Below are 18734 nucleotides of genomic sequence, written 5' to 3'. Positions count from 1 at the left end.
ATGAATACCAAACAGGAAAAACTTGAAGCTTTCGGAAGATTATTAGATATTATGGACGATCTGCGCGAAAAATGTCCGTGGGATCAGAAACAGACGCTGGAATCTCTTCGTCATTTAACGTTAGAAGAAACATACGAACTTTCGGATGCCATTTTACAGAATGATTTGCAGGAAATTAAAAAAGAGTTGGGAGATGTTCTGTTGCATCTGGTTTTTTATGCTAAAATAGGTTCGGAAAAAGAAAGTTTTGATATCGCGGATGTGATTAATTCATTGAACGAAAAACTCATTTTCCGCCATCCTCATATTTATGGAGACACAAAAGTGAAGGACGAAGAAGAAGTAAAACAGAACTGGGAAAAACTGAAACTAAAAGAAGGTAACAAATCCATTTTGGGCGGAGTTCCGAAAAGTTTGCCAAGCATGGTAAAAGCCTACAGAATTCAGGATAAGGTAAAAGGAATCGGTTTTGAATTTCATGATGCGGAAGATGCATGGAAAAAAGTAGATGAAGAAATTCAGGAGTTTCATGCTGAAACAGATCTTGATAAAAAAGAACAGGAACTGGGAGATGTATTTTTTTCATTAATCAATTATGCAAGAATTTCCGGTATCAATCCCGATTCTGCACTGGAGCGGACCAATTTAAAATTCATTTCAAGGTTTCAGAAAATGGAAAATTTGGCATCAGATCAGCATCTTAAATTAGCAGAAATGTCGCTTGAAGAAATGGATGTTCTTTGGGAAAAAGCTAAACTTTTACAATAAATGAAAGTACAAAATCCGGTACATCACCGTTTCCATTATTTGCTGGAATTCAAACAGACAGAAAGAAAATGGCACTTTCCTTTTCTTGCTGCTCTGTGCGTTGGAAGCTGCCTGTTCATAGGGTATTTTTCAGGAAAACCAAATTATGGAGCACTTTCAAGTCTGGGAGCACTGACTATTCTGTATTTCACGTCGGCTCCGATTACGCAGAGAATGATCCATCTGGCAATTTGTGCCTTCGGTATTATATTTTCGTTTACAGTAAGTTCATTTTTTGGATTTAATATTTATTGTGCAGCTTTATCAGTGGCAATCATCTCATTTTTGGCGCATTTTATTTCTTCGTATTTTAAAATTCCACCACCGGGAAATTTTTTCTTTATCATGGTGGCGGCGATGGCGAGTACGTATAAATTTGATCTTGAGCTGATTCCCGCAAGAGTAGGGCTTGTCACGATGGGAGCCATTTTATCATGCTCTTTTGCTTTTCTGTATTCGGTTTTTATTGAAAAAAGCAAAGTGGTAACGGTTCCGAGAAGAGCATTCAACAAGAGAAGATATACCAAATTTGTCGAAAGTACCATCATCGGTTTCTTCATGGCGCTGACTTTAATTATCGGGCATCTTTTACAGTTTAAAAACACCTATTGGATTTCTATTGCAGCCGTTGCCATTATTCAGGGACGTAATTTTGAGCATGTACGGCAGAGAAATATGCACCGTATTTTAGGGACTTTCATCGGGATCGGATTTGCGTGGCTGATTCTTTTATTCAATCCTGAAAAGATCGTCATGATTGTCATGATCACTGTTTTGCAGTTTATTATTGAATTATTAATCGTAAGAAATTACGGTTTTGCGGTGGTATTTATTACGCCTTTAACGATTCTTCTGGCAGAAACGGGAAGTGAAATTCATCATAACGTTGAAAATCTTATGCAGGCAAGGCTTATTGATACCGTTATCGGAAGCTTAATCGGTCTTGCAGCAGGTTTTTTTCTTCACCATCAGCAGATTATTAATAACTTAGAGAAAAATATAAGATTCTCTTATTTTCAGTTTAAAAAATTAAAAAAATAGATATGTTGCGCGTTGTTATTGTATCGGTATTTTTGTTGTGGAGCTGTAATCCGAAAGCACAGGATTCACCTAAAACAGAAGATGTAAAGGTAGAATTTTCTTTACCTAAAAAGCTTAAAGAAGTTTCGGGAATTACGGTTTCTAAGGATAAAAAGACCATTTGGGCGATTGAAGATCAGGGAAATAAAAATGTAATTTACGGACTGGATCAGAAAGGAAATCTCACGAGTGATGTTTTAGTAGAAAACACAGAAAACCACGATTGGGAAGATATCACAACCGATTCTGCAGGGAATATTTACATCGGGGATTTCGGGAATAACGATAATGACAGACAAAATTTATCGATTCTTAAAATCGATCTGAAAGATGCGTCACAGAAATCCACAAAAGTTTTGCAGGCAACGACATTTCACTATGAAGGACAGACTGAATTTCCTCCTAAAAAATCAAACTGGCTGTACGATTGCGAAGCTTTTGTAGAAATGGATGGTAATTTTTATCTTTTTACAAAAAACAGAAGCAAAGGTTTTGACGGAACTTTTTTGGTTTTCCGGGTTCCGAATAAACAGGGAAATTTTGAAGCCAAGTTAGTCGGCAGACTGAAACTTCAGGGAGGTTACACTGATGCCGCGATTACTTCTGCTGCAATCAACAGTACAAAAGATAAAATTGTTTTATTAAATCATAAAAATATTCAGGTTTTAACCGGATTTACTGCAGATGATTTTAGTAAAACAAAAATTCAGAAGATACCTTTGAATCATAATTCACAAAAAGAAGCTCTTGTTTTTCTTGATGATAAAACATTATTGATTGCCGATGAAAAGGACAAAAAAGAGGGAGGAAATATTTATCAGTTTAAATTAAAATAAAGAAATCCGCAGAAATTTTCTGCGGATTTTTATTACTATGTAAGTGTACTTAGAAAGTCATGCCGACACCGCCTGAAATTCGACCTCCATCGCTTCCGTAGAAGTAATTTAATCTCGCAGAGAACATTTCAACAATGCTTAGCCAGAATCCTGCGCCGACGGATTGATGCCATTTTCTGGAATCTTCATGATCATTCCACACTCTTCCTATATCGTAGCCTAATAAAACACCCATATTGGCAGGGACGATATTGTTTTTCACCCTTCCGAAATCCCAACGGATCTCAGAGTTGTTGGTGAAATATGATTTCCCTGAAAATCTTTCGTTTCTGAAAGCCCGCATCCCATTATTTCCACCGATTGCAGCCGCCTGATAGAATTCAAAATTATTGTTATTGATCCACATTCCGTTGCTGGAGTTGGCAAAAACAAAATTTCCTCTTCTGTCTAGCTTATGGTCTAAAGATAGTGTGCCTTTTACTATTAAAAAGTTTATTTTCGAATCATTAAGATTGGTTTTCCACTCGGCATTTACTTTAAATTCCATGCCTAAGGTTGGGAAAGCTGTATTGTCAAGATTTTTGTATCCGAAAGTATAATTTGCACCCGCAAACTGCTGATTGTCGAAAACTTCAGGCCTTACATCCGAAGAAAGATCCACAAAACGATCGCCGTTCCGCTGCACTTTATTGTTTTCAAAAGTCATCTGAAACTGATTGAATATATTAGTCCAGCTTTTCTTAGAAATAGATGGCGCAAAATTCACCTTTGAAATTCTTGCTCTGTTGAATTTCCTTTCAGTTTCTTCTTTGTCATATTCACTTTCGTTGGAAAGGCCAAAGAAATTTTCTGCAAAGCGAGGGGTTGTGAAGCCTGCATCCAGATTAAAATCCCAACTTCCTATCGCTTTTTTGAATATTCCTTTATATGCTGCATTAAAGCCACCCGTGGCCGTATAATAATTTACTTTAAGGCTGTGTTTTTGTGTGTACGGAGAACGGATGAAATTATTGACTGTATAATTGGCCAAAACACCTAAAATTACGCCGTCATCAGGATTGTAATCTGCGTTGGGATAACCCGCAAAGAAATTATATCTCGGATGTTTGTAATTGTACGTATTGATTTCATAGTCATCCGAAATGTTTTTGGTTGCCCCTTTTGTATTATACGTATTTTTCTGAGACTTAAAATCATATATTTTCACCTTTTTCCCATCAGCAACGTTGTAAGTATCATGATTGTAACCGCCGATTAATCTGATATTCATTTTTGGACTTCCGTCACCGGAAACTTCATAGATATCATCATCTTCCAGACCATAGATCCAAAGTTCCTTCGTTTTGGAATCATCATAGGTTTTTTCAAAAACCAGCTCTGAATTTTGCTGATTTTTGTCTAATTTAAATTGTTTTACATTGACTGAGTTTCCGTTTTTTGTAATGACAAATTTATCAGGATTTACAGTTCCCGCCAATGGAACTTTTTTCTGTAAAACATCATAATATTGAGAAGCGTACGTCTCTAATTTTGTTTTTCTTGACTTCAGTTTTTTCTGTATATCTGCAATAGTTTCATCCTGTACTTCTTTTGGTAAATTACTGAAAGCATTATCGATATCCTGATCAGTAAGGTGTTCCTTAATATATTTTGCCTGCGCAACCCAGTCTTCCTCAGTTGATCCTTTTAAAAACACCAGATCCAAAGGATAAGGTTCCATCGCAAGCCATTTTACGTTTTTAATATCATCCTTAAATGTTTTCATGTGGCGGATTGCGGGGATATTCATGATAAGCTTGAAAGCATTACCGTCATATTTACTGAAAGCCTGATCCCGGTCTTTACCGATAGGCTTATAGATTACTTTGTCCCCGTCTTTATATTCAGCCCATTTCCATTGATCAGAATGCCTGTCCCAATCGCCGATGAGCATATCGAATAGTCTTGCTCTGATGTATGATTCCTGGTCTACAGAATATTTATAGTTTTTATTAAAGTTTTTCAGAACATCATCTGTTGAAAGAATATCTCTTGCATTATCAAGTGACGCCAAGGTTTTAGGATCGGAAGAAAAACGTTCTTCAATCATATACATTTCATCACCGTAGTTCTGGTTATATTCTCCCAGCGCTTTCTGTTTCGGAATATAATATAATCGCGGATTGCTGTGGAAAAGATTGATTTTATCGGCCATATTTCCTACCGCAAAAGGAGTAAACGGATGATTGGCAGTATAAAAATCCAGCAGGAATTTTTCCGGAAATGTATTGCTCAATTCATTTCCGAACGTACTTTTCTTGAATGCCATATTGTTCAGAAACCTGACTGCGCTTTTCTTAATGCCTCTCATGACAAATTCCTGACCGTCCTGAGCTTTCAGTCTCAGACTGTTTGACTGATTTCCACCACCTTCTCTAAAAGGTGTGTAGCCGCCATCAAGCGTTGAAATGTTGGCCGTAGGAGCTTCGATCGGCATTCCGTAATACTTTCGGTAATGATCCCCCCAAAGCCATCGGTAAAACTTTCTTTTATGAGTTAATTTTTCAGGATAAATGGTTGAGGTAAAGGTTGAAGGAAAAGAATCGGAATAATTATTTATAAATTGTGCCGGTTTTCCAATTACCTGAATATGTGAAAGTTTTTCTAAAGAATTATCCTTTGTCGAGAAATATTCAACATCCGAGCTTTGGTCTTTTCTGATATTTAAAACAGCAAAGCCGCTTCCTCCATACGAAAAATCTGTTTGATCACCAATGGTCGCCGGATCAATCTTGGAACCCGCACCGCTGATAATTTGTTTGATATTTCTCATTTCAAGATACTGAAGATTATGGTCATGCCCTGAAACGAAAATTACATTTTCTTTCTCCTGAACAATGCTTTTTAAGCGATTTGCCAGATCGGCATAATGCTTATTGTTGATATCTTCAGGATTGGCTCCTGATGAACTTCTTACTATGTTGATAAGGCTTGCAACGCCCGGAGCCGGAATTTTACTTTTTAAAGGAAAAAGATGGGATTTCGCAGAGCTATATCCAGCGTGGGTTCCGCTGCTCATGACAGGATGATGCAGAGCAACAATGATTCTTTTATCCTGATTTTTATTAATTAAATCTTTAAATTCGGTAAAGAGATCTTCCCGGGTTTTAATATCACAGTTTTTGTTGATTCCGGGATATTTGTCCCAGTTCAGCAAAGCCCATTCAGAATCAATTACAATCAGTTTGATATCTTTGGTGAGGCTGATATCATCAATCGGACATGAATTCTTAGGCAGGAAAGCTTTTTTGTCGTCTAAATAATTTTTCACAAAATCCTCCTGGCCCTTCATTCCATCCAGGCCGTTATACCAGTCATGATTTCCAGGTATTACTAATGTTTTGCCTTTAAAATTTTTTACGATGGAAAGCTGGTCTTCCAGTTTCTTTTTTGCGAGATCATAATCTTTATCAGATTTTTCGGGCATTCCGGAAGGATAAATATTGTCACCCAAAAAGATCAGCATCGAATGGCTGTCTGCTTTTTCAAGCTGGTTTTTCAGTAAGTTCAACGTGTTTTGAGCCTGCGCTTCATCAGCATTTCCGGCATCACCTACAAGGAAAACTTTAAAATCATTTTCAGATTTTATGTCAGAATTATTAATTTCAGATAAGTTTTTACCCTTTTTTACGTTATATGTTGCGCAGGAATAAAGAACTCCTGCAGATAATGCTACTCTGATGACAACAGAAGTATTTTTTAAATGAGTTTTAAAGGATAAATTCATAAATTTACATTAACAAAATTTCGGTGATGGACATTTTACAAAAAGCCAAAGATTATGTTGAAACTTTATTCAAAGATAAGTTATCTTCGGTATATTTTTATCATAATTTTATTCATACTACATTTACGGTAAATAAAGCTGAAGAGATTCTGAGAAACACGGATGTTTCTCCGGAAGATCAGGAAAAGGTTCTTTTGGCTCTCTGGTTCCATGATACAGGATACATAGAATGTGCCAAAGAGCATGAGGAAGAAGGAGTAAGGATTGCGAAAAATTTTCTACAGAATGAAAATTATCCTGAAAATTATATAGATGAGGTGTCAAAGCTTATTTTGGCAACCAAAATTACCTATCAGCCACAGAATTTATTGGAGAAAATTGTGAAAGATGCCGACTGCAGCCATTTTGCCAGCCATGATTATAATGATATTTCCGATGCTTTGAGAAAAGAATGGGAACTGACGAATGTGAGATGTTTTTCCAACGACGAATGGAATGCCGGAAATTTGGATATGCTTAAAAACAAGCACAGATTTTATACCGAATATGCCCAACAGAACTGGCAGTCTTTAAAGGAAAAAAATATCAAGAAAATCGAAAAAAAGCTGGAAAAGGATGATGGGAAAAAAGAACATTCTGAAAGTAAAAAAGATAAAGAAAAAGAAGTAAAACCTGACAGAAGTGTTGATACATTGTTCAGAGTAACGCTAAGCAATCATACGAGATTGAGTGATATTGCCGACAGCAAAGCAAATATCCTGCTTTCTGTAAACGCAATTATTATTTCTGTTTGTCTTTCTGTGCTCGTTCCGAAATTAGACACCCCAAAAAATTCTCATCTGATTATCCCAAGCTTTATTCTTTTGTTATCAGCTGTTTTAACGATCATATTTGCGATATTATCTACAAAACCAAATGTTACAAAAGCGAAATTTACTGCCAAGGATATTGCCGACAGAAAGGTAAATCTTTTGTTTTTTGGGAATTTTAATCGAATGATTTTCGATGATTATCAGGACGCAATGAACATTCTGATTAAAGATCGCGATTATATTTACGATTCTATGGTGAAAGATTTGTATTATCTCGGTAAAGTTTTAGACAGAAAATACAGGCTTTTGTCGATAACCTACCAGATTTTTATGGTTGGAATCGTTATTTCAGTACTGTCTTTCGGATATGCTTTTCTGAGTCTCTAAATTTTAACCTTTTTATTAAGCAGAATTTTAACAAATTAAAAATAATTTTAAAGACAAATGGATTTATTGAGCTAATGAAATTCTTAATGCTAAAAGCCCTGTAATTCCCTGTAAATCTTCAACTTTTAGAAATTCAATGTCATTTTTAAGGATTTCTTTTTTCTGTAATCTGCTGATGTAATCGAGATATTCTTTTTGATTTTCCATTCCGAAATAAACGATCGTGATTTTTCCCGGACAGGTAATTCGGTCTGTAGAATCTTTTACAAGAGCTTTGTCCAGACGTTTTTTAATGATCTCATAATAAGAATTGTATGCTCCGTCGACATCAAAACGTTTTTCGTCCATTCTGAAACGGATATCTATTTTTTCATTATACACAAAAATCAGCGAAGCAATATCCAGATCAATCGGGAGATCTTTTTTGAAATTCCGGAATTCAATTTCCATATTACACACGGTCTTAAGCTGCCAATATCTCAGCTTATGCACAATTTTCGAATGATAATGAAGATCAGGCGCTATGTTCTGACCCGTGTATAAATTATGTTCCACTCCGTCAGATTTAAATCTTTCATAATAATGTGGAAAAATTTGTTGAGCTTTGATCTGTGCTTCATCCAACACATCGGCCAATTTTCTGTTGACCAGTGTGATAGAGTCGTCCAGGCTTTTTCTGTTGCTATAAAAAAGATCAGTCTGATTAAAAACCAGAGCAAAATAATCTTTAATTTTTGCTTTTACTTCACTGGATGATTTTACTTCAAGTTTTCCCTGAAGAAAAGGATGGATTTCATCTCTCAGTAATCTTTGAAAACGCTGTTCGCTGTCGGCTTTTATTTCATTGTTCAGTTCGTTTTCAAAAATTTCCAAAGCAAGCATATATTTTTCCGAATCAGAATTAATTAACGAAAAAATATCATGAAGACAGTCAATTTGTTGGTTAAGATCTTCAAGCATCAGATGATACCTTTTTTCTGAAGATGAACGGATATCTGAAAATCCAAAAAGCGGGGTAAGGTTTTTAAATGAAATTTGTTTTAAAGTATAGATTTTTTTTGCCAGAGAGGCATTGAAATATTTTTCTGCTTCATTTCTGAATTTCCAGACAACGCTGTCGTGGATAGTTGTATATTCCCGCTGAATAATAGCCTCGATCTGATAATTTTTTTCAAAGCTGAAGCGGTTAAGGGAAAATAAAATCATATCCGTGAAGAATTCCATTTTCTTTAGTTTCAGACCGTTGAAACTATTGGGAATAGGCGAAGTAAATTCCATCATGGCTATGAGCTCTCCGTCTTTCATGATCGGGATGACCATAAAACTGTTGATTTCATTTTCTCTTAAAATTCTGAATGACGGCATCGATTTAATGTCATGATCCAGATTTTCTATATTGGAAACGACGATTGGTCTGGAATTATGATTTAAATTATTAAATGTATTTCTTCTGGTTTCTTCATCGAAAGTATTGATCCAGAAATCCAAAATATGATTGGTAAAGACATTCTCATAAATCGGCAGTTTTTCCAGTTGCTGATCTTTTTTGTTAAAAAGCATGAGCCCAAAACTGAGCTGTGCAACATCAAAATAAGATTTAAAAATTTCAATAAGATTTTCATCTGGGCTTAAATCTTCAGGGTCGATCTGAATCATACTTGATTTTAAATCTGAAAGCGCAACTTCCGAAGTACAGTCGACAAGAGAAACAATTGTAAAGCCTTTCAGGATCCAGGAATTTGAAGGGAAATATTTTTTCCAGAGTTTGAAATCATCCAGATTTTCGAGGAGCATATCAATGACTTCATCTGAAGGAATTCTGGCATCATCTGTTGGATAAACTTCTGTAAAATCTGCATTTACCGAAATTTTATAGTGCTTCATGATTCCCTGTTTGTTGGGAATGTCATAATAGAGAGGAAGATTACTTTTTATGTCTCTTTTAAAATAGCTTTGTAAAATCAGACAGCAGCAGAAAACGTAAAATTCGTTATCATCAATATTCCTAAGTTCGATCTCGAAATCTTTCCCGGCATCTTTTAATATAGCTTTAAATCTTTCTGTGTAGTTGAATGTAATATTTGAAAGAGGGATGCTGGCAGCTTTTATTTCGTTATTTGTCAATCCGGTAGGAAAGAGATCTGCGAGTAAAAGCTTGATAAGATCTTCATTTTTTTCAAGCAGAGAGATATCCTGAAAGCCGTCTCTGAGTTCCGTGAAATTTTTTGTTTTTTCTATTAAAGATTCGGCGTAATTAACACGGTATTCCAAACGGTCATTATATCGGATATGTTCCAGTACATCCAAATACTTTTTGAATGAAATATAAACCTGAAATGGAGCGTCTTGTTTGTAAAGGTCTGCCAAAGCTGAAATTTAAGGTAAAGTTAAGAAAAATGCGGGATTTTATTCTTCTTTAGCGTGGCTTTACTTCATTTTTTTTCTGATTATAGTTTTGAAGATTATCTATAAAATGGAATAATTTAGATTTGAATTTTTATCGTCAAAACTATTCCTGGCATATTAAAAAAAGCCACAACATTTCGGTTGTGGCTTACTATTTTTTGATATAATTTTTTTTAATCTATAATCCGAATTGCCTTGCAAAAAGATCCGGAAATATGCCTAATGCGATGATTGAAACAATCACAACTACCGCTACAATATTATAAGTAATCGTTACTTTCTCCGAAGACTTGAATGTACTTTCTTTAAAGAAGAACATTGAAATAATCAGTCTAAGATAATAAGCAATTGAAATTGCAGATCCCAGAACGGCGACCAATACTAAAAATGCTCCGTGCTTTGAGTTCATTGCCTGGGAGAATAATGCAAATTTACCCATAAATCCTGCTGTTAAAGGAATTCCCGCCATTGAAAGCATGGAAATTGCTGCAGCTGTTGCCAATAGTGGTTCTGTCTTTGCCAATCCTTTGAAAGCACCGAAAGAGGTTTCTCTTTTTAGTTTTTCAACATAAATTAAGCACATGAAAACTCCTACTGTTGCTAAAGCATAAGCAAATAAATAGAATGCCAGATTGTAAGTAGAAAGGCTTGTCATTCCGAAAAATACCAACCCAATGTATCCTGCGTGAGAAACTGAAGAGTAGGCCAGCATTCTTTTCGCATTCGTCTGGGCAAGACCCATAACGTTTGCCAAAAGCAGTGTAATGATTAAAAATACTCCGAAAACATTGATCCATTCTTCTGTAACACCTCCAAACCCAATCGTCATCAATCTGAATAATGCATAAAATCCTGAGATTTTTACAACACTTGCCATGAAAGCCGTTATTAATGAAGGTGCTCCGTAATATACATCAGGACTCCACATATGGAAAGGTGCCAATGCTACTTTAAATGCCAGTGCACAAAGAATCAATAATACTCCTAAAATGAACATGACATCTTTAGGATTTGAAACTCCGAAATCCTGGATTTTATATAAATCAAAACTTCCAACACTTCCGTATATAAATGCAATACCGAACAGTAAAAAACCTGTTGCAAATGCACCCATCAGGAAATATTTAATAGAAGCTTCGTTTGATCTTAGATCGGTTTTGTTAGCTCCTGCCATTACATATAGAGGAATAGAAAGGATTTCAACTCCCAGGAATAGCGTTACTAAGTTTTGGTATCCGAAAAGGATAATTCCACCGCAAAGAGCAAAAAGCATTAACGCGTATAATTCTGACTGGTGGCTTCTGTGGTTGCTGAATGCAAAACCTCCCAGAAAGAATAACAATAAAGTCGTTACAATTGATATTTTAGTGAATAACGCTGTATTTGCGGTGTAGTCATACATCAGTCTATACTGTCCGAAGAAAGCACATTCTGGCATAAAACTTACAAATAATGCGATGATTAATCCCAAAATCCCAATGTATCTTGCGAATTTCCCTTGTTCAAAAACTCCTGAAAATAACGCAACAACTGCCGTTAGGAAAACAATAATTAAAACACTCATTTTTTAAAATATCAAATTAGCTTACCATTGATTGGTAGATAAACTTCAACGAACTATTCACCATTTCGATTATCGGTTGTGGGAAAATACCAAACACAATCACAAAAACCGCTAAACTTGCCAACACAGAGAATTCTACTGCGGATAAATCCTTTGCAGTACTCAAAACCGCTTCGTCACCAGGCCCAAACATTGCTTTTCCATAAAATCTCAATAAATATACGGCTGCAAGAATTACTGTAAGACCTGCGATTACCGCGGCCAGTCCATTAAAATCATAAACCGATTTTAACAAAATAAATTCCCCGATGAATCCATTCGTTAACGGAACTCCCATCGAACCTAATATAATGATTAAGAACAATACGGCAAATTTGGGAGCTACTTTTGCAAGACCTCCCATTTGTCTGATGTCCCTTGATTTAAATCTCTTATATAAAATATCACAACAGTAGAAAAGGCCTACTACATTAATACCGTGAGCAAAAGTCTGTACCAAAGCACCTTCAGCACCTTCGATATTGAAACTTCCTCTTAAAGTAATAACCGCGGAAGCGAAGATACCCGCAACCATTAATCCAACGTGAGAGAAAGAGGAATATGCAATAATTCTCTTCATATCTGTCTGGATAATCGCGATCAACGCTCCATGAACAATTCCTACGATGGCTAAGATAATTACAATCTGTCCTGAAATTCCTGCAATAGGAAGTGGTGTGATCGGTAATAAATAACGCATAACTCCGTAGATCGCCATTTTAAGCATAATCCCTGATAAAAGCATCGATCCCTGCGTCGGCGAATAGGTATAAGTATCCGGTTGCCAGGTATGGAAAGGAAATACCGGTAATTTCACTGCAAATGCAAAGAAAATAAACCAGAATACCACGGTTTGTTGTGTTTCGTTTAATTGAGCATTATATAAATCTGTCAGTGCAAAAGATGCAGAGTGATTGTAAACATAAATCAATCCGGCTAACATAAATAATGACCCAACGAATGTATAAACAAAGAATTTCGTAGTGAATTCAAGTCTTTTATTTTCCTGACCCCAAAGTCCGGCAATGAACCAGATCGGAATCAAAGTTACTTCCCAGAAAATGTAGAACAGTAATCCGTCAAGCGATGTGAAAACTCCTACCAATCCGAACTGCATGAGCAAGATCAAACCGTAGAATGTATTTCTGTAGCTTACATTTTCATTAAAAGAAGATAAAATAATGATTGGCGTCAAAATGTTTGTCAGCAATAAAAGAAGCAGGCTCATTCCATCGATACCGAAGTGAAGAGTGCTTTTAATGAATTGCGACCAAGGATAATTGATCTCATGCTGCAATACGCTGTCTACCGTCGGATTATAATCAAAATCCGCCGCAATGTAGAAGGTAATAAGCATTTGTATCAACGCAATTCCCAATGCCAAATATTTGCTGGATTTATCTTTCCATGCAAAAACTAATCCCGAACCTACTAGAGGTAATAGTAATAATGTTAATAATAAACCAGACATTATTGTAATATAAAGTTAACAATCAGTATAATTCCCACCGCTAAAGACATGATTAAAATGTAATTCTCAACATTCCCGTTCTGAATGCGCTTCATGGCTTTTCCGCTGTCTTCAGCGCCTTCGCCTACAAAGTCTACAAAACGGTCAAGAATACCTTTATCAAACATCTTTCCTCCGCGTCCTAATCCTTCAACAGTTTTTACAATCAATGCATTGTAAAGTTCGTCAACATATAATTTTCTGGCAGACAGTTTTTCCCATCCAGTGTACTGCTCTTCCGGTAATGCCTGTTTTTTCTTATTGACATAAGTGTTTTTAACAAGGAACCAAACCGCAAAGAACATCAAAACAGTTGCACTTAAAAGTATCATTTCAGTACCAAACGGAACTCCTGACAGAGTAGCTTCCATCTGGTTAAAACTTTCCTCAGTAAGAACGGGCTTCAGCCATTCCATTAATTTTGCATAATGACCGTGACCGATGAAGTGAGGAAGGTTAATCAAACCGCCAACTACAGAAAGAATAGCCAATACGATCAGTGGTAATGTCATATTCGTCGGGCTTTCATGTAAGTGGTGCTTTTGTTCTTCAGTACCTCTGAACTCTCCGTGGAAAGTCAGGTAATACAGTCTGAACATATATGTTGCAGTAATTGCCGCTAAAATAAATAAGATTACCCAGTAAACCGGATTTTTAGCGAAAGCTGCTACTAAAATTTCATCTTTAGAAATCATCCCCGATAATAAAGGGAATCCTGAGATTGCCAATGTTCCGATAAGGAAAGTGGCATGCGTAAGAGGAATATATTTTTTCAAACCTCCCATGAAACGCATATCCTGTTCGTTGCTCATCGCATGAATTACAGAACCTGCACCAAGGAAGAGTAATGCTTTGAAGAAAGCGTGCGTCATTACGTGGAACATCGCCGTTGTATAAGCTCCCAAACCTAAAGCGATGAACATAAATCCTAGCTGTGAAACGGTAGAATAGGCCAATACTTTTTTGATGTCGTTCTGACGTAATGCGTAGAATCCTGCTAATGCAGCCGTTAGGAATCCGATGAATAAAATTCCATCCTGAACGCTTGGTGCCAGTGTAAATAAAAAGTTTGATCTTACGACTAAGTAGATACCCGCAGTTACCATCGTTGCCGCGTGAATCAACGCAGAAACAGGAGTAGGACCCGCCATCGCATCCGGTAACCAAGTATATAATGGAACCTGAGCAGATTTACCTGTTGCACCGATAAATAAACTCGCTGTAATAAAGATAATTATACTTCCGTCTAATTCAAATTTTCCGGCGTTCTCTCTGATCGTAAGGTAATCTACAGCGTTAGTTTGAGAAGCCAGCATAAAGATACCAATCAATAATGCAAGGTCACCGATTCTGTTCATAATGAAAGCTTTTCTTGCCGCTTTACCATATTCTTCGTTGGTGTACCAGAAACCGATCAGTAAATAAGAACACAATCCTACACCTTCCCATCCGATGAATAAGATCAGGTAGTTGCTTCCCATTACCAATAATAACATTGAGAAGATAAACAGATTTAAATAAGTGAAAAACTTATAGAAACCTTTATCGTGGCTCATATATCCGATAGAGTAGAGGTGAATTAAAGAACCGATTCCTGTAATAATCATGATCATCATTAAGGATAACTGATCGATCTGGAATCCGAAATTAATCTGAACTCCATTTACTCTAAACCATTCAAAAGCTTTTACAATAACAGGCTGGCTTTCAGAATCAAAATTCATAAAAATACTTACTGCGATGCAGAAAGATGCAAAAACCATTGCTGTAGCCAAGCTACCTACAACAATTTTTGGAAGATTTTTTCCGAATAACCCGTTTATAAGAAAACCTAAAAGTGGTAAAAGTATTATTGCATACACTAAATTTTCCATTCTTATCCTCTTAATTTATTAAATATACTTACATCAACAGAACGGGTATTTCTATACAGCATAGCAATAATTGCCAAACCTACCGCTACTTCCGCAGCAGCCACCACCATAATGAAGAAAACTAAAAGTTGTCCGTCGCCATTCCCTTTGTACGCTGAAAATGCAGCCAGCAAAAGGTTTACAGAATTCAGCATAAGCTCTACACAACCCAAAATAACAATCGCATTTTTTCTCAGCAATACTCCCAACACTCCCAGACAGAATAGTACTGACGAAAGAATGATGAAATAATTCAGAGGGATGCTTTGTATAAATGTATTTACTTCTCCCATAACTTTATAAATCTTTTTTACCGATTAATACCGCACCTACAATACCTGCCAAAATAAGGATGGATGCAAGCTCAAACGGTAAAACATATTCATTAAACAAAAGTCTTCCCAGATTTTTGGTAAGTCCAACACTGTTGTCTACATTTTCAACAACAATCTGATTGTCCTGAACACCTCTGAATACCCCTAAAACTCCGGTTAATAATAGACCTGCCGTAAAAACTCCAACAAATTTTAAAGTATTGTTCTTCTTACTTTCGTCTTGTTTATTAAGGTTAAGCATCATCAGGATATAAAGGAATAATACCATGATCGCTCCGGCATAAACAATAATCTGAATAATCGCGAGGAATTGAGCATTCAGAAGGATGTACATACCCGCAATAGAAAACATCGTAACAATTAATGACAAAATAGCATATAAAGGATTTCTCGCAAATACGAAATACACCGCACTTGCCACTGCTAAAAACGCCACCAAGAAAAATAAAAACTGATCCATTATTTTACCGCATTTTTTTGTTTCTCGGATTGTCTTTCTGTGATATCAATCCTTTCATTTATTTTTTCAACCAATTTATCTTTTCCGTAAATGAAAGAACCTCTGTTGGTTTCCACGTCTACCAACCTGTCGGTAAGGTAGATTGCAGATTTCGGACAAGCCTCTTCACACATCCCGCAGAAAATACATCTCAGCATATTAATTTCATATACCGAAGCGTACTTTTCTTCTCTGTAAAGATCTCTTTCTTCCTTAGTTCTTTCAGCAGCAGTCATCGTAATTGCTTCTGCAGGACATGCCACGGCACAAAGTCCGCAAGCGGTACATCTTTCTCTGCCTTCCTCGTCTCTTTTCAAAACGTGCTGACCTCTCCAGATATCCGCTCTCGGTTTTTGTACTTCCGGATACGAATATACTGCGGGAGCACCTTTCAATACGGTTCTTACAGCATGCTTAAATGTAATCCCCATTCCTGTAAAAATTGCAGGTAAGTAGATTTTTTCAGCAAGGGTCATTTCTTTATTGGAAACAACTTTTGATCTGTTTGTAAGTTTCATTTAATTATAGATGTTAGATGTTAGACTAATCTTGTCTGTTATCTTAATTTTTAATATTCAATTTATACAAACCTAAGGTTTTTAAACCTGTTAAGGTTTAGATTAATTCGCAAAAGCTAAAATTACGGCTCCTGTAATTAATAAGTTCACCAATGCCATTGGAATTAAAGTTTTCCAACCTAAATGCATTAATTGGTCATATCTGAATCTCGGAAGCGTCCATCTGATCCACATGAAGATCAAAATTCCGATGATCGTTTTAGTTAAGAATGCTACGATGCTTAAAATACCGGCTGTATTTTCGCCCCAGTTTTGCGTTACCCATTCAATTCCCGGATAATTATATCCTCCGAAGAAAAGAACCACCATGAAAGCATTGGAAATAAACATATTCACATATTCACCAAACATGTACAATCCTAATTTCATGGATGAATATTCTGTAGAATATCCCGTTACCAATTCAGATTCACATTCAGGTAAATCAAAAGGGTGTCTGTTGGTTTCAGCTAATGCTGCTACAAAGAAAACAAGGAAAGCTATCGGTTGATAAAAAATATTCCAGTTCAGGCCGGAAACCCAAGGAATTACTCCCCAAAGTTTTCCATTAGTCTGGCTTGCGGTGATTTCTTTTAAATCTAAACTTCCCGTCATCATAATGATAGAAAGCAAAGCCAATCCCATTGCCAATTCATAAGAAATCATCTGAGAAGATGCACGGATAGCACCTAATAAAGAGTATTTGTTATTCGAAGCCCAGCCTCCGATCATGATTCCGTAAACACCGATGGAAGCCATCCCGATGATGAAAAGTACCCCAACATCAATGTTGGCTACCTGAAGATCATAAGAAGTACCTGCAATATTTAAACTTTTACCCCAAGGAATAACCGCTCCTGTGATCAATGATATAAACATTACTAAAGCCGGTCCTAATACGAAAAGGAATTTTTCTGCATTTTGCGGGGTAAAATCTTCTTTAAAGAAAAATTTTCCACCGTCAGCAAGAGGTTGCAGTAATCCGAAAGGTCCTGATCTGTTTGGTCCGATTCTATCCTGCATAATAGCAGCAACTTTTCTTTCCGCCCAGGTAGAGTAGGCGGCGATCGTTAAAGAAAGCAGGAAAAGTGCCAGTACAAGTATAAGTTTAAATGTAAGTAAATCCATTTTTATTTTTATAGATGTTAGATATTAGAAGTTAGAAATTAGTAATACAAGGTCTGTTATCTAATGTCTGAAATCTGAAATCTGATTAAAATTTATTTTTCGTCTTTTTCACTGATTTCCTTAGCCATAGGATTGTCTAAAATTCTTAGTTCATCTTTTGGCTTTTCGTAGTGGTTCAATGAGATAACAGAATGCCTGTCGATATGTCTCGGACCTTCTATGTTCCAGTCAGAAAGTTCTTTTCTTTCGAAACGACAAGTGTCACAGATAAATTCTTCAACTTCTCCCCACTGGTCTTTTCTTGCAGTAACTCTTACAATTTCGTCGCCTTTCATCCATACTACTGCTTTTCCTGAACATTTGTCACATTTACAAGAAGCGTTCATTGGCTTTGTAAACCAAACTCTGCTGGCAAAACGTGCTGTTCTGTCTGTTAATGCTCCAACCGGGCAAACGTCGATTACGTTTCCGATGAAATCATTATCCAAAGCTTTATTCAAATAAGTTGAAATTTCGGCGTGGTCTCCTCTGAACAAAATTCCGTGCTCTCTTTCACCAGTTAATTGGTTTGCTGCTAATACACATCTTGCGCAAAGAATACAACGGTTCATGTTTAATTTGATATGTGGGCCAAGATCATCAGCTTCATAAGTATTTCTTTCGAATTCTGTTCTTGTGTTTTCAACGCCATGTTCATATCCTAGATCCTGAAGGTGGCATTCACCGGCCTGATCACAGATAGGGCAGTCTAATGGGTGATTAACCAATAAAAATTCGGTCACTGCTTTTCTGCCTTCCTGAGCTTTTTCGGAAGTAAGGTTTTTCACTTCCATCCCATCCATTACATTGGTTCTGCAACTTGCAACCAACTTAGGCATAGGACGAGGATCTGCTTCAGACCCTTTAGATACTTCTACCAGGCAAGTTCTGCATCTTCCTCCACTGGTTTCCAATTTGCTGTAGTAGCACATTGCAGGAGGTACAGATTTTCCACCGATTTGTCTTGCTGCTTCCAGAATAGAAGTACCAGGCAAAACTTCAGTAGTCTGTCCGTCTATAGTTATTTTGAATTTTTTAACCTCTTCGCTCATATTC

Annotated in this window: 14 protein-coding genes; 4 read left to right on the top strand and 10 right to left on the bottom strand. The window is 36.5% G+C overall.

What is annotated here, in order from left to right; genetic code table 11:
* Genes mazG through ACWNCI_RS11570 form a run of 3 tightly spaced genes read left to right on the top strand, consistent with a single transcriptional unit; the run spans position 1 to position 2723 of the window.
* Positions 1-768 carry a nucleoside triphosphate pyrophosphohydrolase gene (gene mazG, locus ACWNCI_RS11580; protein ID WP_449388424.1) on the top strand — a complete coding sequence of 256 codons (768 nt, stop codon included), beginning with the start codon at positions 1-3 and terminating at the stop codon, positions 766-768.
* Entirely contained in the window at positions 769-1848 is a 1080-nt protein-coding gene (locus tag ACWNCI_RS11575) for an FUSC family protein (RefSeq protein WP_346984155.1), read from the top strand.
* Positions 1849-1850: 2 nt separating this feature from the next.
* The gene (locus ACWNCI_RS11570) at positions 1851-2723 is read left to right on the top strand and encodes a hypothetical protein (RefSeq protein WP_449388423.1); all 873 of its coding nucleotides are present in this window, start codon (positions 1851-1853) and stop codon (positions 2721-2723) included.
* A 49-nt stretch (positions 2724-2772) separates the two neighbouring features.
* On the opposite strand, the gene ACWNCI_RS11565 is transcribed toward ACWNCI_RS11570, so the two are convergent.
* Entirely contained in the window at positions 2773-6489 is a 3717-nt protein-coding gene (locus tag ACWNCI_RS11565) for a metallophosphoesterase (protein ID WP_449388422.1), read from the bottom strand.
* Positions 6490-6515: 26 nt separating this feature from the next.
* Between ACWNCI_RS11565 and ACWNCI_RS11560 the strand changes: the two genes are divergently transcribed.
* Positions 6516-7688, top strand: a complete 1173-nt coding sequence (locus ACWNCI_RS11560; protein WP_449388421.1) for a Pycsar system effector family protein — start codon at positions 6516-6518, stop codon at positions 7686-7688.
* Between the two features lie 63 nt (positions 7689-7751).
* Here the strand turns inward: ACWNCI_RS11560 and ACWNCI_RS11555 are convergent, their stop codons facing one another.
* The 9 genes from ACWNCI_RS11555 to ACWNCI_RS11515 form a co-directional block, all read right to left on the bottom strand.
* Positions 7752-10055: a GAF domain-containing protein gene (locus ACWNCI_RS11555; protein WP_449388420.1), complete on the bottom strand. Its 2304-nt coding sequence runs from the start codon at positions 10053-10055 to the stop codon at positions 7752-7754.
* Between the two features lie 217 nt (positions 10056-10272).
* Positions 10273-11658, bottom strand: a complete 1386-nt coding sequence (locus ACWNCI_RS11550; protein WP_449388419.1) for an NADH-quinone oxidoreductase subunit N — start codon at positions 11656-11658, stop codon at positions 10273-10275.
* Between the two features lie 16 nt (positions 11659-11674).
* Positions 11675-13168 (bottom strand): complex I subunit 4 family protein, encoded by a 1494-nt coding sequence (locus tag ACWNCI_RS11545; protein ID WP_449388418.1) that lies wholly within the window; start codon positions 13166-13168, stop codon positions 11675-11677.
* Complete coding sequence (gene nuoL / locus ACWNCI_RS11540) at positions 13168-15081, bottom strand: NADH-quinone oxidoreductase subunit L (RefSeq protein ID WP_449388417.1); 1914 nt, start codon at positions 15079-15081, stop codon at positions 13168-13170. The genes ACWNCI_RS11545 and nuoL overlap by 1 nt, the downstream gene beginning before the upstream one ends.
* Positions 15082-15083: 2 nt before the next feature.
* Complete coding sequence (nuoK, locus tag ACWNCI_RS11535) at positions 15084-15413, bottom strand: NADH-quinone oxidoreductase subunit NuoK (protein ID WP_027380123.1); 330 nt, start codon at positions 15411-15413, stop codon at positions 15084-15086.
* A 4-nt stretch (positions 15414-15417) separates the two neighbouring features.
* Positions 15418-15915, bottom strand: coding sequence for an NADH-quinone oxidoreductase subunit J family protein (locus tag ACWNCI_RS11530; RefSeq protein WP_449388416.1), 498 nt, complete (start codon positions 15913-15915; stop codon positions 15418-15420).
* On the bottom strand, positions 15915-16472 hold the full coding sequence (locus ACWNCI_RS11525) for a NuoI/complex I 23 kDa subunit family protein (protein ID WP_089856697.1): 558 nt from the start codon (positions 16470-16472) through the stop codon (positions 15915-15917). Before ACWNCI_RS11525 ends, ACWNCI_RS11530 begins: the two co-directional genes overlap by 1 nt.
* Positions 16473-16574: 102 nt before the next feature.
* Positions 16575-17639 carry an NADH-quinone oxidoreductase subunit NuoH gene (gene nuoH / locus ACWNCI_RS11520; RefSeq protein ID WP_346984170.1) on the bottom strand — a complete coding sequence of 355 codons (1065 nt, stop codon included), beginning with the start codon at positions 17637-17639 and terminating at the stop codon, positions 16575-16577.
* A gap of 92 nt (positions 17640-17731) precedes the next feature.
* The gene (locus ACWNCI_RS11515; RefSeq protein ID WP_449388415.1) at positions 17732-18730 is read right to left on the bottom strand and encodes a 2Fe-2S iron-sulfur cluster-binding protein; all 999 of its coding nucleotides are present in this window, start codon (positions 18728-18730) and stop codon (positions 17732-17734) included.
* Positions 18731-18734 lie beyond the last annotated feature (4 nt).

The sequence above is a fragment of the Chryseobacterium lineare genome (assembly GCF_977014045.1).
This window is presented reverse-complemented; position numbering and strand designations above follow the sequence as displayed.

Coding starts and splice junctions, on each gene's coding strand:
- ACWNCI_RS11550 (WP_449388419.1), bottom strand. CDS start 11,658: ATGAGTGTTTTAATTATTGTTTTCCTAACGGCAGTTGTTGCGTTATTT.
- ACWNCI_RS11525 (WP_089856697.1), bottom strand. CDS start 16,472: ATGAAACTTACAAACAGATCAAAAGTTGTTTCCAATAAAGAAATGACC.
- ACWNCI_RS11530 (WP_449388416.1), bottom strand. CDS start 15,915: ATGGATCAGTTTTTATTTTTCTTGGTGGCGTTTTTAGCAGTGGCAAGT.
- ACWNCI_RS11570 (WP_449388423.1), top strand. CDS start 1,851: ATGTTGCGCGTTGTTATTGTATCGGTATTTTTGTTGTGGAGCTGTAAT.
- mazG (WP_449388424.1), top strand. CDS start 1: ATGAATACCAAACAGGAAAAACTTGAAGCTTTCGGAAGATTATTAGAT.
- ACWNCI_RS11560 (WP_449388421.1), top strand. CDS start 6,516: ATGGACATTTTACAAAAAGCCAAAGATTATGTTGAAACTTTATTCAAA.
- nuoH (WP_346984170.1), bottom strand. CDS start 17,639: ATGGATTTACTTACATTTAAACTTATACTTGTACTGGCACTTTTCCTG.
- ACWNCI_RS11515 (WP_449388415.1), bottom strand. CDS start 18,730: ATGAGCGAAGAGGTTAAAAAATTCAAAATAACTATAGACGGACAGACT.
- nuoK (WP_027380123.1), bottom strand. CDS start 15,413: ATGGGAGAAGTAAATACATTTATACAAAGCATCCCTCTGAATTATTTC.
- ACWNCI_RS11575 (WP_346984155.1), top strand. CDS start 769: ATGAAAGTACAAAATCCGGTACATCACCGTTTCCATTATTTGCTGGAA.
- ACWNCI_RS11545 (WP_449388418.1), bottom strand. CDS start 13,168: ATGTCTGGTTTATTATTAACATTATTACTATTACCTCTAGTAGGTTCG.
- nuoL (WP_449388417.1), bottom strand. CDS start 15,081: ATGGAAAATTTAGTGTATGCAATAATACTTTTACCACTTTTAGGTTTT.
- ACWNCI_RS11565 (WP_449388422.1), bottom strand. CDS start 6,489: ATGAATTTATCCTTTAAAACTCATTTAAAAAATACTTCTGTTGTCATC.